Genomic DNA, 15,752 nt, shown 5'->3' with positions numbered 1-15,752 from the left:
CGGGACGCGGCGGAGAACACGACGGTCCGGCCCTCCCGCCGGAGGGCCGGACCGTTCGACCGTGCGTCCGATCAGTCGTCGGTGATCAGTTGCTGATCAGTCGGTGATCAGCGATCAGTGGGTCTCGGTGCCCTCGGCACCCTCTTCGACGCCCGACTGGTCCTCGTTGCCGGCGCCCTGCTGGTGGTCGCCCGCGCCCGCTTCCTCGCCGCCGACCGCGTCACCGCCGGCCTCGCCTGCGCCGGCCTCGCCTGCGCCGGCTTCCTCGCCGCCGCCCTCGATGGCCTCGCCCGTGTTGTCGTCGATGCCGTCACCGTTCTCGTCCACAGCGCCCGCGCCGGCTTCCTCGCCGCCGCCCTCGATGGCCTCGCCCGTGTTGTCGTCGATGCCATCGCCGTTCTCGTCCACGGCACCCGCGCCGGCCTCTTCGCCGCCGACCTCGTCACCGGCGCCGAGTCCGCCGTCGCCGAGGGTCGCGCCGACCGCCTCCAGGGCGGTGGTCACCGGCTGGAAGAACGTCTCGCCGCCGACGGTGCAGTCGCCGCTGCCGCCCGAGGTCAGACCGATCGCCTGGCCGTCCTGGGTGAAGAGCGAGCCGCCGCTGTCGCCGGGCTCGGCGCAGACGTCCGTCTGGATCAGGCCCGTGACGGTGCCCTCGGGGTAGTTGACGGTGGCGTCGAGGGCCAGAACCTGACCGTCGTTGAGACCGGTGGTGCTGCCCATCCGGAAGACCTGGGTGCCGACCGTCGCCTCGGCGGCCTCCGTGATCTGGAGGGTCTGGTCGCCGAGGTTGACCTCGCTCGCGGCCACCGTGGCCGGGTCGTCGTACTTCACAAGCGCGAAGTCGCCGTCGCCGGGGAAGGTCGCCTGGTCGACGGTGGCGATGGGCTCGCCGTCCTCCGCGTCGGACCACTGCTCGGCCGCGACACCGCAGTGACCGGCCGTCAGGAAGGCCGGGGAACCGTCGCCCGCCGTCACGTTGAAGCCGAGGGAACAGCGCGCTCCGCCGCCGAATATCGCGTCGCCGCCGGCCACCTTGGTGGTGAGCGTGCCGGCCGACTTCTGGATCGTCGCCATGCCCGAACCGAGGGTCTTCACGGTCGACTCGAGCTGGTCCCACTTGGTGCCGGTGACCGTGGAGTCGGCGGTGACGAGGATCTTGTTCGTCTTGGGATCGACACCCCAGGCGGTGCCCGGAATGGTCGCTTCCTTCTTCAGCGTCGCCGCGGCCGCCTCGAGTTCGGCCGTGCTGTTGTCGACCTGGCGGATCTTGGCGCCGGCCTTCTTGGCCTGCACGATGACCTGGTTCTCGTCACCGTCGATGTTGATGTCGTCGCCCTCGACATTGATGACGTTGACGACCAGTTGCTGGCCCTCGCTGTCGTAGTACGAACCGGCGAAGGCTTCACCGAGCAGCTCGGCGAGCTGGGAGGCCAGGTCTGAGGCGTCGCCTGCCTTCAGGGTCTTCACCGCGGTGGCGTCGTTGGAGCCGCCGTCCTGGGAGGCGTTGGCCTGGGGAAGCAGGATGGCCGCTGCTCCGAGCGCCGCCACCGCGCCTGCGGCGATGATGACCTTGCGCTTCGTAACTCGCTTGTGACTCAAAAAACTCGACCTCCTGGGGGACGGGGTCTGCTGCCGGTGTCCGGCAGCTCCGTACAGCGGCGCCTGGTTGGTCATGGGTACGCAGGAGGCTCGTGGTGCGTTCAATCGCGTTTGCCAACTTCCTTTGCGAAACGCTGAATCGGCCATGACCCGCGCCCGACCCGGCCGCCGGGCGGACAACCGCCCAAATGGCGATGACGACCCCCTAAACCTCTCGTCCGCGAGCCGTCGAACTGAGGAAGACGGTCCGGCAGCCCACCTCGTTCCGGCGTGTGGTGATCGATTCGGATGGCTGGATCTCGCCGGTGATCACTCGGTGCTCACGTCGATACTTCCGAACCGACACCGTTCGTGGTCGGTCGGCGACGTTCCGTTCGGATCGGGGGGCGGAATCCTGGTTTCAGAGAATCTGCACATCGAATGCCCAAGCAGGTCACTGGATGCCGGGGTTCTGCACAACTCGACGGCCCCGGGCATGTCATTGGGGCGGGAGTGTCGGATTCGCCGCGAGGGCGCAGCGCGCTCATCCGAGCGATTCCCTCCCGAGGTGTGAAGAAGTCGCCGACAAGCCGTGCTCGGGCCTGCACGGTTCCACCCTCCTGTGCCGCAAGTGCCCAGGTGGGACAGGGGTTTGATTGGAAGCCTCGGCGGCGGACCTGCTTTGATCCATCGCACCGCAGGGCCGTCGGGGCCTCCCGGAAACGGGTGTCCGGCGCTCTCGGCCGCGGCCGTCGTCTGTCCCCAGAGGGGGCCGCTCCCCCCTTATGAAATATCCATGTGAAGGGAAGTTCCACCATGAACTCCACCCCCCAGGTTGAGACCGTCGAGATCTCCGACGCCGAGCTGGACAACGTCTCCGGCGGTCTGTCCCTGAACGCCCTCGGCACCGTCACCGGCCTGGTGGACGGCATCGCCCCGGTCTCCGGCCTGGTCGACACGGTCGTCGGCACCGTCACGGGTGTCACCGGCCTGAACACGGCCCCGGTCACCAACCTGGTCGCCGGTCTCTGATCGCGCCCTTTGTGACCCCTTGAGTCCCGGAGCCGTCACCCGGCTCCGGGACTCATCGGTGCTCCGAACTCCCGAGGGAAGTCCCGTGCAGTTCCGCCAACAGGCCCTCGCCAAGCTCCAGTCGCCGGAGGAACTCGACCTGCCGGTGCGTTTCGCGCGCCCGCAGGGCTGGCTGGTGCTGTCCGTGACCGTGGTCGTCCTGGCGGCCGCGTCCGTGTGGGCGGTGACCGGTTCGGTCACGTCCACGGTGAGCGCGCCCGCCGTCCTCACCCACGGCGAGGGCAGTTACATCCTCCAGAGCCCCGCCGCCGGGCAGGTCACGGCGGTCCTCGCGAAGGAGGGCGAGCGGCTGCCCGCCGACTCCCCCGTGCTGAGGGTGCGCACGGCCGAGGGCGACGCCGTGGTGCGGACGGTCGCCGCGGGCCGGATCACCGCGCTCGCCGCCACGATCGGGCAGATCATCGCCACCGGCGCGAACGTCGCCGCCGTGGAGAAGGTCGCGGACGCCGACGACCCGCTGTACGCGACGGTGTACGTCCCCGCGGAGAACGCCGCGTCGATCCCCGAGGACGCGGCCGTCGATCTGACCGTGCAGACCGTGCCGTCCCAGGAGTACGGCGTGCTGCGCGGCCATGTGAAGTCCGTGGACCGGACGGCCCAGTCGGCGCAGCAGATCGCCGCGTTCCTCGGCGACAGTCAGCTGGGCGGGCAGTTCACGAAGGAGGGCCGCCCGGTGGCGGTCCTGGTCCGCCTCGACAGGTCCGCCGCGACGAAGAGCGGCTACAAGTGGTCCTCGGCGGACGGGCCGCCGTTCGCGCTCACCTCCATGACCATGGCGACCGGTTCGATCCGGCTGACCGACCAGCGTCCCGTCGATTGGCTGCTCCCGTGACCGCGACCGAGCAGACCCGCAGCCGCCGCAAGGCCGCCCCGCCCCGGCGCACGGTCCCCAAGAGCCGGGTGAAGACGGTCCGCACGCCCACCGTGCTCCAGATGGAGGCCGTGGAGTGCGGGGCCGCGTCCCTCGCCATGGTCCTCGGCCACTACGGACGGCACATCCCGCTGGAGGAGCTGCGCATCGCGTGCGGTGTCTCCCGCGACGGGTCGCGCGCCAGCAACCTGCTGAAGGCGGCCCGCAGTTACGGCCTGACGGCCAAGGGCATGCAGATGGACCTGGCGGCCCTCGCCCAGGTGAAGTCCCCCGCGATCCTCTTCTGGGAGTTCAACCACTACGTCGTCTACGAGGGCCTCGGCCGTCGCTTCGGCCGTCGGGGCGTGTACATCAACGATCCCGGCAAGGGCCGGCGGTTCGTGCCGATGGAGGACTTCGACGGCAGCTTCACCGGGGTCGTGCTGGTGCTGGAGCCGGGCGCGGACTTCGAGCGGGGCGGGCGCAAGCCGGGTGTGCTGGGCGCGATGCCCGCCCGGCTGCGCGGCACCGCGGGCACCATGCCGGCGGCCGTGCTGGCGAGCCTGCTGCTGGTCCTGGTGGGCGCGGCCGTGCCGGCGCTGAGCCGGACCTACATCGACATGTTCCTGATCGGCGGACAGACCTCGCTGCTGGAGGTGCTGTTCGCGTCGATGGGCACCTGTGTGGCGCTCACGGTCGCCCTGACCTGGCTCCAGCAGGCCAACCTGCACCACGGCCGCATCATCTCCTCGACCCTCTCCAGCGCCCGCTTCCTGCGGCATCTGCTGCGGCTGCCGGTGACCTTCTTCTCCCAGCGCAGCCCGGCCGACCTGGTCCAGCGGCTCCAGTCGAACGACGCGGTCGCCGAGACGCTGTCCCGCGACCTCGCGTCGGCGGGCGTGGACGCGGTGGTCGTCGTCCTGTACGCGGTCCTCCTCTACACCTACGACCCACAGTTGACGTACGTCGGCATCGGCGTGGCCCTGCTCAACATCGTCGCCATGCGGATCGTGATCCGGCTGCGCGCGACCCGTACGGCGAAGCTGCGCGCGGACAACGCGCGGCTGACCAACACGGCTTACACCGGGCTGCAGTTGATCGAGACGATGAAGGCGACCGGTGGCGAGGACGGCTACTTCCGCAAGTGGGCCGGGCAGCACGCCACCACGCTGGAGGAGCAGCAGCGGCTCGGGGTGCCGAGCGCCTGGCTGGGCGTGGTCGCGCCGACGCTCGCCTCGCTCAACAGCGCGCTGATCCTGTGGATCGGCGGCATGCGGGCGATCGAGGGCCATATCTCGGTCGGCCTGCTGGTCGCCTTCCAGGCGCTGGTCACCCGCTTCACCGCGCCGCTGACCCGGCTCAACGGCGTCGCGGGCCGGATCCAGGACTTCGCGGCGGACGTGGCCCGGCTCAAAGACGTGGAGAACTTCCGCGCCGACCCGCTCTACGACCGGCGCGGCGGCGCCGACTCCACGCGCCGGCTCCAGGGTCACGTCGAGCTGGAGAACATCACCTTCGGCTACAGCCCGCTGGACAAACCGCTGCTGACCGGCTTCGACCTGACCGTCGGGCCGGGGCGGCAGGTGGCGCTGGTGGGCGGCTCCGGCAGCGGCAAGTCGACGGTGTCCCGGCTGATCTCGGGCCTGTACGCGCCCTGGGAGGGCGTGATCCGCATCGACGGGCAGCGGCTGGAGGACATCCCGCGCGGGGCGCTCGCCTCCTCGGTCTCCTTCGTCGACCAGGAGGTGTTCCTGTTCGAGGGCTCGGTCCGCGACAACGTGGCGCTGTGGGACCCGTCGATCCCGGACGACGCGGTCGTCGAGGCGTTGCGGGACGCGGCGCTCTACGACGTCGTCCTGCGGCGGCCCGGCGGCATCCACAGCAAGGTCGAGCAGGACGGCCGCAACTTCTCCGGCGGGCAGCGCCAACGTCTGGAGATCGCACGGGCGTTGGTGCGCCGGCCCAGCATCCTGGTGCTGGACGAGGTGACCAGCGCGCTGGACGCGGAGACCGAGCAGGCGGTGATGGACAACCTGCGCCGGCGCGGCTGTGCGTGTGTGGTGATCGCCCATCGGCTGAGCACGGTGCGTGACAGCGACGAGATCGTCGTGCTCCAGCACGGCACGGTCGTGGAGCGCGGGCGGCACGAGGAACTGGTGGCGCGCGGCGGCTCGTACGCGGCCCTGGTCAGGGAGCGTTGAGATGACGGCCGTACCCGAGGACGGCGGCGACGTCGTGCTCGCCGCGCTGGGGCAGATGGGTTCGCGGATCGACTGCGCCGGCTTCGGCCGCCTCGATCTGGAGGGTCCGCAGGTGCTGTGGCTGGTCGCGTCGGGTGCGTTGGACCTGTTCGCGGTGGACTCCGAACAGCAGGGCCACTGGCACCACCTGGGCCGTCTGGAGGCGGGCGCGCTGCTGCTCGGCCCGGTCACCGGCCCGCAGCACACGCTGGTGGCCCGTCCGTTGCGGGACTGCGTGGTGCATCGCATCGGTCTGCGCGAGCTGTACCAGCCCGCGAACACCCAGACCTGGTCCTACGACGAGTACGGCAACCCCCAGTACGTGCCGCCGACTTCGAGCCCGCTGGAGTACGCGCTCGCCCTCGGTGTCGGCCGGGGTCTGTCCATCCTCTTCCAGGCGCCGATGGCCACCGAGCGGGCGGCGGAAGTGACGGACGACGATGTGTTCTGGATGCAGGTGCCGCCGGGCAGTGTGCAGTACGGGTCGCTGTACGGGGCCGAGGCGGCCGCCGACCTGCTGATGGACCCCGCGGTGTGGCAGAGCATGGTCGACCAGCAGTACCGGCTGCTGACCACGCTGGACCGCTGGATCGAGCAACTGGAGCGCACCCACGAGACGCGCACGGCCGCCGGCATCAAGGCGGGCGAGGCGGTCCGCGCCCAGGCCGACCGGACGCTGCTGGCGTCGATCGGCAAGAAGTCGGGGCAGCGCACGACGGCTGCCGACGCCGACGCCACCTTCGCCGCCTGCAAGCTCGTCGCCCAGGCCGCCGGGATCACCCTCGCCGAGCCCTCGCAGATGGGCGCCGACAGCGACCGGCTGGACCCGGTCGAGCGGGTCGCGCTCGCCTCCCGGGTGCGCGCCCGCGCCGTACGGCTCGACGGCCGCTGGTGGCGGGACAACACGGGCCCGCTGGTCGGGCACCGGGCGCTGTCCGGGGCGCCGGTCGCGCTGCTGTGGCGGCGCGGCGGCTATGTCGCGGTGCACCCGGCGACCGGGCGGGAGACGCCGGTCGAGAAGGCCAACGCGGCGGAGTTCGAGCCGCGGGCCGTCATGTTCTACCGGCCGCTGCCGGAACGCCGGCCGAGTCCGCTCGGGCTGCTGCGGTTCAGCATGCGGGGCACCGGCGGCGATCTGACGAACCTGCTGCTCAGCGGGCTGGTGACGGTGGCGATCGGGGCGCTGGTGCCGATCGCGACCGGCAAGGTGCTCGGCGAGTACGTGCCGAAGGCCCAGCAGGGGCTGATCGTGCAGGTGTGTCTGGCGGTGATGGTGAGCAGCGTGGTCGCGGCGGCGTTCATGCTGCTGCAGAACCTGACCATCCTGCGGCTGGAGGGCCGGATCGAGGCGACGCTCCAACCGGCCGTCTGGGACCGGCTGTTGCGCCTGCCCACCAAGTTCTTCGCCGAGCGGTCGACGGGTGAGCTGGCGAGTGCCGCGATGGGCATCAGTGCGATCCGGCGGCTGATGGCGGGACTCGGTCCGTCGGTCGCGCAGTCCCTGACCATCGGCGCCATGAACCTGGGGCTGCTGCTCTGGTACAGCGTGCCGATGGCGCTGGCGGCGATCGGCATGCTGGTCGTCATCGCCGCCGTGTTCCTGGGCCTCGGGCTGTGGCAGGTGCGCTGGCAGCGACGGCTGGTGGTGCTCTCCAACAAGCTCAACAACCAGGCGTTCCAGACGCTTCGGGGACTGCCGAAGCTGCGGGTGGCGGCGGCCGAGAACTACGCGTACGCGGCCTGGGCGGCGCAGTTCGCGCGCAGCCGCGAGCTGCAGCAGGGCCTGGGCCGGATCAAGAACCTCAACACGGTGCTGGGCGCGGTGTATCTGCCGCTGTGCTCGCTGCTGATGTTCATGCTGCTGGCGGGTCCGGCGCGGGGTGCACTGTCGGCGGCCGACTTCCTCACCTTCAACACGTCGATGACGATGCTGCTCACCTCGGTGACCTCGCTGACCGGCGCCTTCGTCTCGGCGGTGGCCGCGCTGCCGCTGTTCGAGGAGATCCGGCCGGTGCTGGAGGCGACGCCCGAGGTCCGCACGGGCAACACCCGCCCCGGCCCGCTGACCGGCGCGCTGGAAGCCCGCCGTCTCTCCTTCCGTTACTCCGACGACGGTCCTCTGGTCCTCGACGACGTCTCCTTCGAGGTGCGGCCGGGCGAGTTCGTGGCGATCGTCGGCCCGAGCGGCTGCGGCAAGTCGACGCTGCTGCGGCTCCTCATCGGCTTCGACAAACCGGTGTCCGGCAGTGTGCTGTACGACGGCCAGGACCTCGCGGCCCTCGACCAGTCGGCGGTGCGCCGCCAGTGCGGGGTGGTGCTGCAGCACGCCCAGCCGTTCACCGGCTCGCTGCTGGACGTCATCTGCGGCACCGAGGCCTACACGCCGGAGGAGGCGATGGCGGCCGCCGAGCTGGCGGGCCTCGCGGAGGACATCAAGCGCATGCCGATGGGGCTGCACACGATCGTCTCGGGCAGCGGGTCGGTCTCGGGCGGCCAGCAGCAGCGCCTGATGATCGCGCAGGCGCTGATCCGCCGGCCGCGCATCCTGTTCTTCGACGAGGCGACCAGCGCCCTCGACAACGAGACGCAGCGCACGGTCATCGAGAGCACCCGCAAGCTCAACGCCACCCGGGTCGTGATCGCGCACCGGCTGTCGACGGTGCTGGACGCCGACCGGGTCGTGGTGATGGAGAACGGCAAGGTCGCCCAGCAGGGCCCGCCGGCCCAGCTCCTCGCGGACACCGGAGGCCGACTGCACGAGCTGGTACGACGGCAGCTGACGTAGTCGGTCGCGACGCGGGATCGGGGTCTGCGCATCGCGAGGGCGCGGCGGACGCGGCGGGCTCACGGTTCCTGCGGGGCGCCCGCCCACAGCCCGGGCACCCGGCCGCCGGCGCAGGTCAGCTGCTGGGTCGCCGTGACCCGCAGGGCCGCCGCGAAGCGGGCCGGGTCGCGCAGGAACTCCATGTGGATGCCGGGGAACTCCGCCCAGGGCGCCCCGATCCGGCGGGCGATCTCGATCGAGGGGCGGGCGTAGTAGGTGCCGCGGTCCTCGGCGCCGGCGGCCAGGAGGATCGGGAACGGGGCCGCCCGGAGGGCCTCCTCGTCGGGGCGGAAGGCGCCGAAGCCCGCCCATTCCGTCCCGAAGAGGTGGTCCTGGTTGGCCAGGAAGCGCTGCCAGAGGTCGGCGGGCCAGCGGTAGGCGCCCTCGCCGCGGGTCGTCTCGGCGAACCGGCGCCCGGCCGCGGGCCCGCCGCCGGCGGCGTACAGCGCGGCCACCTCGGGGAAGAAGCCGCGCTCCGGGTCGCCGTCCGGCAGGACGTTCACGGCGGGCGGTTCATGGGCGATCAGGCCCGCCACCGCCTCCGGGTGCGCCGCGGCCAGGGTGAGTCCGATGATCGCGCCCGCGCTGTTGCCGAAGACCAGGGCCCGGCCGCCGGCCAGGCCGTCGATCAGCGCGCGGGCGTCGGAGGCCTGCTGGGTGAGCCGCATCGGCCCGTCGCCCGCGCCGCCGCTGCGGGAGTTGCCCCGGCGGTCGTAGGTGATCACCGTGAAGGCGTCGGCGAGGTCCTCGGCCACGGCCGTGTAGTAGCCGGCGTCTCCCCCGGCCCCGCTGATCATCAGCAGCGCCGGGCCGCTGCCGCGCACCTCGTGGTACAGACCGGTGCCGTCGATGTCGAACACACCGCTGCGCATGTCCGAGCTCCCCTCGCCGCGCTCCACTAACGAAACTTTGCCGTTTCGCTGAAACTGGTTTAGCCTCTATCTGTACGAAACCGTTTCGTTTACGGGTTCCTTGCCTTCACGTCCCTGGAGTGGTTCCCCATGTCTCCGAAGACCCTCACGGACGGCACCCTTACGGGCGCCGAACAGGATCCGTCCGCGGTATCCGCCAAGAAGTGGTGGATCCTCGCGGTCGTCGCGCTGGCCCAGCTGATGGTGGTGCTGGACGCCACCATCGTGAACATCGCCCTGCCCTCCGCCCAGGCCGACCTCGGCTTCTCCGACGGCAGCCGGCAGTGGATCGTCACCGCGTACGCCCTGGCGTTCGCCTCCCTGCTGCTGCTCGGCGGCCGGATAGCCGACCTCTTCGGCCGCAAGACGGCCTTCCTCGTCGGCGTCGTCGGCTTCGCCGCCGTCTCCGCGCTCGGCGGCGCCGCGACCAACTTCGAGATGCTGGTGACCGCCCGCGCGCTGCAGGGCGCCTTCGGCGCGCTCCTCGCGCCGGCCGCGCTCTCGCTGCTCAACACCACGTTCACCGACGCCAAGGAGCGCGCCAAGGCGTTCAGCGTCTACGGCGCCATCGCCGGCGCGGGCGGCGCCGTCGGCCTGCTGCTCGGCGGCATCCTGACCGACGCGCTCGACTGGCGCTGGACGCTCTACGTCAACGTGGCCATCGCCGTGGTCGCCTTCGCGGGCGGCTGGCTGCTGCTCTCCAACCACCGTGACGCCGCGAACTCCAAGCTGGACGTGCCCGGCACCATTCTGGTCGCCGCGGGTCTGTTCGCCGTCGTGTACGGCTTCTCCAACGCCGAGACACACGACTGGAGCTCCCCGCAGACCTGGGGCTTCCTGATCGTGGGCGGGCTGCTGCTGGCGGCCTTCGCCTGGTGGCAGACGCGCGCCGCGCACCCGCTGCTGCCGCTGCGCATCCTGTTCGACCGCAACCGCGCGGCCTCGTTCTTCGCCGTGCTGATCTCCGGCGCGGGCATGTTCGGCGTGTTCCTCTTCCTCACCTACTACCTGCAGCTCAACCTCGGCTTCAGCCCGACGAAGACGGGTGTGGCGTTCCTGCCGATGGTCGCGGCGCTCATGGTGGCGGCGCAGCTCGGCACCACGGTCCTGGTGCCGAAGCTGGGCCCCAAGGCGGTCATCCCGCTGGGCTTCGCGATCGCCGCGGTCGGCATGGGCTGGCTGACCGGGATCGGCGTCGGCTCCGACTACATGAGCGCGGTGCTGCCGCAGCTGATCGTCATCGGCGCCGGCCTCGGCCTGGTCATGCCGCCCGCCATGCAGCTGGCCACCGCCGGGGTCGCCGCCGAGGACGCGGGCGTGGCCTCCGCCACGGTCAACGCCATGCAGCAGGTGGGCGGTTCGATCGGCACGGCCCTGCTGAACACCCTCGCCGCGAGCGCCGCGACCGACTACCTCGCCGGGAAGGACCCGACGAACAAGCTGGTCCAGGCGCAGGCCACCATCGAGAGCTACACCACCGCGTTCTGGTGGTCGGCCGGCTTCTTCGCCGCGGGCGCGGCCATCGCGTTCGCGCTCTTCCGCCGCGGGGTGCCGCAGGTGGACGCGGACGCGGCGCCGGTGGTCCATATGTGACGGACTTTCGAGGAGAGCCGCATCAGGGAGAGGGGCCGCCGTCCGGGATGGACGGCGGCCCCTCTGTGTTGCGCCTGCACTGCGCCTGCACTGCCTCTGCGCTGCGCCCGTGCTGTACCTGTGGCGCGCCTTTGTTGTGCCGGAGGCCGGCGGGCGGCCCCACACCACCCGCCGGCCTCCTGGTGCGGGATCGCCGTGGTCCCGGGTCAGCGGCTCGCACTCCCCACGTCACGAGCCTGCCTCGGCCTTCCCCACGGGGACCGGGCGATCCCGGCTCTCAGAACGCGAAGAGGCTGCTCGCGGCAGCGTTCCTCACGCACTCGTTGGCGAAGGCGCGCTCGAAGGAGACGCGCTTGCCCTGCCACACGCCGTCGACGGTGACGACCACCGGGTCGTACTGCTTGGTACAGATGCCGCCGCCCGGACCCGCAAGGGCGTCGAGGTCGCCGCCGACGGCGCGCAGTTCGGCGCAGGCGAGGGCGGCGGCGGGGTGGGTGCCGGAGGGCCTCGGCGCGCAGTTCAGGGTCACGGCCCGGGCCGCGTCGACGGTGGCGGCGCTCTCTCCGTGGCCCACGGTCAGCACGAGCGCCGACGGGGCGTAGAGGGAGGTCGGCGCTGCGGCCGGGGCGGCGAGCGCGGACCCGGTGAGGGGTCCGCAGACGGTGGCGGCCGTGAGGCCCAGGGTCGCTGCCCAGCGCGCGGTGTTCCGCATTGTGTGCATCCTTCCGCTCGATTCGAGGGTGTGCCGCTCCGGCTCCGATGGGTGCCGGACGCGACGAGCGCGAGTCTGCCGAGTCCGCCGCCGAATCTCACATCGACCCCACCGGTTTCGGTAACCTTGCGTATTGAATCAGTGGCGCGAAGTTACGGAATTCGAACGTTCCAACGCCGGAAACAAGCGCTTCATGATCCGTTCGGTCGACTCGATGACCGGATTTCATAGCTCCGTTAATCGGCCTGAAACATTCCGCTCTGCGGCCGTCACGGCTGCCCAGGGACGGAGTAATGTTGATTACATGATTACAGCAGAGCAGAACGAGAAGCTGAGGGGCTGGTTCGCGGGCCGACTGCCGGACGATCTCTTCGACGAGCTGACCGAGGTGACGGTCGATCGCGAGGAGATCACCGTCGTCGGCCGCATCCCCGCGCCCCGGCTGGCCGAGGACGCCCCGGCCGCCGAACGCGAGGCCGCGGTCGCCGCCCGCATCCAGGAGTTCCGGGAGCGCACCCGTGAGACCCGCATGGCCGTGGCCCGCGACGCGGAGCACCGGTTCCGGCGGAAGGTGTCCTGGGGCGTGGTGTGCGACGGAGAGCGCGCGCTGTTCACCCATGTGGCCGCGCCCGTGATGACCCGGCTGCGGCAGCCCGAGCGCCAGGTCCTCGACACCCTGATCGCCGCGGGCGTGGCCCGCAGCCGCAGCGACGCGCTCGCCTGGTGCGTCCGGCTGGTCCAGCGCCACACCGACGACTGGCTCACCGAACTGCGGGACTCCCTCGAACACGTCCAGCGGGTACGCGCCCAGGGACCGGACGCGGACACGGAAACGGGCGCGGACACGGACACGGCCGGGGACTCAGGGTCGGAGGAGGTGGCTGATTCATCCACTCGTGACACCGAAGAAGGATGATTCGTCCTCTGGTCGGGGTCTGTCCCAGCGCCGTACCTTCGGCAGACCCCGATCAGGACGGCATCCCCCGCGTCGCCCACCCCCGCGACGAGACGGCCGTCTCTCCTACCGCGCCACCCCGCGCTCCGCCGTCGACCGCCCCGTTGCTGGAGCCCCCTTTGACCCCGCCGTCCCCCGAACACGCCCCGTCCACGCCTCCCCCGTCCCTCACCGAGGTCGAGACCCACGGTGTGGACCGCATCCCCGACGCCGAGCGCACCGCGACCCCGCTCGACCTGTTCCGGCTCGCCTTCGGCGGCGCGAACACCTTCTCCACCTGCGTCCTCGGCGCCTTCCCGATCCTCTTCGGCCTCTCCTTCTGGCAGGGGCTCGCCGCCACCCTCCTCGGGGTCGTCGTCGGCGCGCTGATCCTGTGCCCGATGGCGGTGTTCGGCCCGGTCAACGGCACCAACAACGCGGTCTCGTCCTCCGCGCACCTCGGTGTGCACGGCCGGGTGGTCGGCTCGTTCCTCTCCCTTCTGACCGCGATCGCCTTCTTCTCCATCTCGGTGTGGAGCTCCGGCGACGCCCTGGTCGGCGGTGCCCACCGGCTCTTCGGCCTCTCCCGCAGCGACCTGACCTACGCCGTCGCGTACGCCCTGTTCGCCGGGCTGGTCCTCGCGGTGTGCGTGTACGGCTTCCGGTTCATGCTGTTCGTCAACAAGGTCGCCGTGACCTCGGCGACCCTGCTGTTCCTGCTCGGCGCGATCGCCTTCGCCGGCGACTTCGACCCGTCGTACGCGGGCGTCTTCACGGACTCCGCGGACGCGGCGACCGACGCCCTGTTCTGGCCGTCGTTCTTCGGCGCGGCCCTCATCGTGCTGTCCAACCCGGTGTCGTTCGGGGCGTTCCTCGGCGACTGGTCGCGCTACATCCCGGCCACGACCCCGCGTCGCCGGGTGATCGGGGCCGCGTTCCTGTCCCAGATCGCGACCCTGCTGCCCTTCCTCTTCGGTCTGACGACCGCGAGCATCATCGCGACGAAGGTCCCCGAGTACGTGGACCCGGCCGCCCCCGACTTCGTGGGCGGGCTGCTGGCGATCTCGCCGACCTGGTTCTTCCTGCCGGTGTGCCTGCTCGCCCTGATCGGCGGCATGTCCACCGGCACGACCTCCCTCTACGGCACCGGCCTGGACTTCTCCTCGGTGTTCCCGCGGCTCTCGCGCGTGCAGGCGACGGTGCTGGTCGGCGTGCTGTCGATCGTCTTCATCTTCGTCGGCCGGTTCGGTCTGGACCTCGTCCAGTCCATCTCGACGTTCGCCACGATGATCATCACCTGCACGACGCCGTGGATGGTCGTCATGATGCTCGGCTTCTACACCCGCCGCGGCTGGTACGACCCGGAGGCGCTGCAGGTCTTCAACCACCGGCAGCGCGGCGGCCGTTACTGGTTCGCGCACGGCTGGAACTGGCGGGGCATGACCGCCTGGTGGGTGTCGGCCGTCCTCGGCGTGCTGTTCACCAACATCCCGGGCCAGTTCGTCGGCCCGCTCGGCGACCTGGCGAACGGCATCGACATCGGCCTGCCGCTGTCCCTCGCCGTCGCCGCCGTGCTCTATCTGACGCTGCTGCGGATCTTCCCCGAACCCCGGGCGGTGTACGGGCCGCAGGGTCCGCGGCTGGCCCGGACCGTGGACGTGCCGGTGCCGCCGATCACCGGTCCGGGCACACGGGCCGACGAACGCGCGGCCGAGCCGTCGCACCGCTGAACCGCTGAACTCCCCCGCGCCTACCCGCCGGTATGGTCGCCCTGCGACGCACGCTCGACCATGGGACGACGAGAGGCGGGACGGACGGGATGGCCAAGCACTGGGGAGACTTCCAGTACGAGATCTATCTCAACGGGATGACGGGCGCGGTGCCCCGGCTGCCCACGGACCTCACCCGGCTGGAGGCGCTCACCGAGCAGCGCCTCGGGCCGGGTCCGGTCGGCTATGTGGCGGGCAGCGCGGGGGACGGCAGCACCGCGCGGGCGAACCGGGCGGCCCTGGAGCGCCGCCGGATCGTGCCGCGGATGCTGCGGGACGTGCACGAGCGGGATCTGTCGGTCGAGGTGCTGGGCCGCGCCCTGCCCGCCCCGCTGGCCCTCGCGCCGGTGGGCGTGCTGTCGATCATGCACCCGGAGGCGGAGTCCGCGGCCGCCCGGGCCGCGGCCGCCCAGGGGGTGCCGTACATCCTGTCGTCGGCGTCCAGCACACCCGTCGAGCAGGTCGCCGAGGCGATGGGGGACGCCGAGCGCTGGTTCCAGCTGTACTGGTCGAAGGACCGTGAGGTGACCCGGAGTCTCCTCGGCCGGGCGAAGGCGAGCGGGTTCACAGTGCTCGTCGTCACCCTGGACACCCCGATGCTGGCCTGGCGGCCGCGCGATCTGGACCAGGCCTATCTGCCGTTCCTGCACGGTGTGGGCACCGCCAACTACTTCACCGACCCCGCTTTCCTCGCGGGCCTGGCCAAGCCGGTGCACGAGGATCCGAACGCGGCCGTCCTGCACTTCGTCGGCCTGTTCGCGGACCCCGCCAAGACCTGGCCGGACCTGGCGTTCCTGCGGGAGAACTGGGACGGGCCCATCGTCCTCAAGGGCGTTCTGCACCCCGACGACGCCCGACTGGCCGCCGACGCCGGGATGGACGGCGTGGTGGTCTCCAACCACGGCGGCCGGCAGGTGGCCGGTTCGGTGGCGGCCGCCGACGCGCTGCCCCGGATCGCGGCGGCGGTGGGCGACCGGCTGACCGTCCTGTTCGACAGCGGGATCCGCACCGGCGACGACGTCTTCAAAGCACTGGCCCTGGGCGCGCGGGCGGTACTGCTGGGCCGGCCCTACGTCTACGGACTCGGCCTGGACGGTCAACCAGGCGTCGAGCACGTGATCCGGTGCCTGCTCGCCGAGTTCGACCTCACCCTGGCCCTGTCCGGCCACGCCGTTCCGTCGACCGTCGGCCCGGCGGACCTGGCCGACGACACGCGGTGAGCTCCGGCCGACGCCGTGCGGACAGG

At 71.3% G+C, this 15,752-nt stretch carries 11 protein-coding genes; 8 read left to right on the top strand and 3 right to left on the bottom strand.

The features are described from left to right. Positions 1-114 precede the first annotated feature (114 nt). On the bottom strand, positions 115-1,602 hold the full coding sequence (locus tag ABZ725_RS06190) for a S1 family peptidase (RefSeq protein WP_358801575.1): 1,488 nt from the start codon (positions 1,600-1,602) through the stop codon (positions 115-117). Positions 1,603-2,397: 795 nt separating this feature from the next. On the opposite strand from ABZ725_RS06190, the gene ABZ725_RS06185 reads away from it, so the two are divergent. The 4 genes from ABZ725_RS06185 (at position 2,398) to ABZ725_RS06170 (ending at position 8,548) form a co-directional block, all read left to right on the top strand. Further along, positions 2,398-2,613 carry a type A2 lantipeptide gene (locus ABZ725_RS06185; protein ID WP_351917495.1) on the top strand — a complete coding sequence of 72 codons (216 nt, stop codon included), beginning with the start codon at positions 2,398-2,400 and terminating at the stop codon, positions 2,611-2,613. An 85-nt stretch (positions 2,614-2,698) separates the two neighbouring features. Further along, a complete protein-coding gene (locus tag ABZ725_RS06180) occupies positions 2,699-3,505 on the top strand; it encodes an HlyD family efflux transporter periplasmic adaptor subunit (protein WP_358801574.1) in 807 nt (268 codons plus the stop codon). After that, entirely contained in the window at positions 3,502-5,724 is a 2,223-nt protein-coding gene (locus tag ABZ725_RS06175; RefSeq protein WP_358801573.1) for an NHLP family bacteriocin export ABC transporter peptidase/permease/ATPase subunit, read from the top strand. The genes ABZ725_RS06180 and ABZ725_RS06175 overlap by 4 nt, the downstream gene beginning before the upstream one ends. A 1-nt stretch (position 5,725) precedes the next feature. Next, positions 5,726-8,548 carry an NHLP bacteriocin export ABC transporter permease/ATPase subunit gene (locus ABZ725_RS06170; protein ID WP_358801572.1) on the top strand — a complete coding sequence of 941 codons (2,823 nt, stop codon included), beginning with the start codon at positions 5,726-5,728 and terminating at the stop codon, positions 8,546-8,548. 59 nt (positions 8,549-8,607) lie between these two features. On the opposite strand, the gene ABZ725_RS06165 is transcribed toward ABZ725_RS06170, so the two are convergent. After that, positions 8,608-9,459, bottom strand: a complete 852-nt coding sequence (locus tag ABZ725_RS06165; RefSeq protein ID WP_358801571.1) for an alpha/beta hydrolase — start codon at positions 9,457-9,459, stop codon at positions 8,608-8,610. A gap of 129 nt (positions 9,460-9,588) precedes the next feature. Between ABZ725_RS06165 and ABZ725_RS06160 the strand changes: the two genes are divergently transcribed. Further along, entirely contained in the window at positions 9,589-11,091 is a 1,503-nt protein-coding gene (locus tag ABZ725_RS06160) for an MFS transporter (protein WP_358801570.1), read from the top strand. A 277-nt stretch (positions 11,092-11,368) separates the two neighbouring features. Here the strand turns inward: ABZ725_RS06160 and ABZ725_RS06155 are convergent, their stop codons facing one another. Then, the gene (locus tag ABZ725_RS06155; protein ID WP_358801569.1) at positions 11,369-11,803 is read right to left on the bottom strand and encodes a protease inhibitor; all 435 of its coding nucleotides are present in this window, start codon (positions 11,801-11,803) and stop codon (positions 11,369-11,371) included. A 304-nt stretch (positions 11,804-12,107) separates the two neighbouring features. On the opposite strand from ABZ725_RS06155, the gene ABZ725_RS06150 reads away from it, so the two are divergent. The 3 genes from ABZ725_RS06150 to ABZ725_RS06140 all read left to right on the top strand — a co-directional run bounded on the left by ABZ725_RS06150 (position 12,108) and on the right by ABZ725_RS06140 (position 15,726). Then, entirely contained in the window at positions 12,108-12,719 is a 612-nt protein-coding gene (locus tag ABZ725_RS06150; RefSeq protein WP_358801568.1) for a hypothetical protein, read from the top strand. Between the two features lie 158 nt (positions 12,720-12,877). Beyond that, positions 12,878-14,467 carry a cytosine permease gene (locus ABZ725_RS06145; RefSeq protein ID WP_358801567.1) on the top strand — a complete coding sequence of 530 codons (1,590 nt, stop codon included), beginning with the start codon at positions 12,878-12,880 and terminating at the stop codon, positions 14,465-14,467. A gap of 89 nt (positions 14,468-14,556) precedes the next feature. Next, positions 14,557-15,726, top strand: coding sequence for a lactate 2-monooxygenase (locus ABZ725_RS06140; protein ID WP_358801566.1), 1,170 nt, complete (start codon positions 14,557-14,559; stop codon positions 15,724-15,726). Positions 15,727-15,752 lie beyond the last annotated feature (26 nt).

Source organism: Streptomyces sp. NPDC006872 (genome assembly GCF_040635845.1).
Classification (GTDB): domain Bacteria; phylum Actinomycetota; class Actinomycetes; order Streptomycetales; family Streptomycetaceae; genus Streptomyces.
This window is presented reverse-complemented; position numbering and strand designations above follow the sequence as displayed.

Bases quoted from the DNA above. Each gene is read 5' to 3' on its own strand.
- ABZ725_RS06185 (WP_351917495.1), top strand. From the start codon at position 2,398: ATGAACTCCACCCCCCAGGTTGAGACCGTCGAGATCTCCGACGCCGAG.
- ABZ725_RS06165 (WP_358801571.1), bottom strand. From the start codon at position 9,459: ATGCGCAGCGGTGTGTTCGACATCGACGGCACCGGTCTGTACCACGAG.
- ABZ725_RS06170 (WP_358801572.1), top strand. From the start codon at position 5,726: ATGACGGCCGTACCCGAGGACGGCGGCGACGTCGTGCTCGCCGCGCTG.
- ABZ725_RS06140 (WP_358801566.1), top strand. From the start codon at position 14,557: ATGGCCAAGCACTGGGGAGACTTCCAGTACGAGATCTATCTCAACGGG.
- ABZ725_RS06155 (WP_358801569.1), bottom strand. From the start codon at position 11,803: ATGCGGAACACCGCGCGCTGGGCAGCGACCCTGGGCCTCACGGCCGCC.
- ABZ725_RS06160 (WP_358801570.1), top strand. From the start codon at position 9,589: ATGTCTCCGAAGACCCTCACGGACGGCACCCTTACGGGCGCCGAACAG.
- ABZ725_RS06150 (WP_358801568.1), top strand. From the start codon at position 12,108: ATGATTACAGCAGAGCAGAACGAGAAGCTGAGGGGCTGGTTCGCGGGC.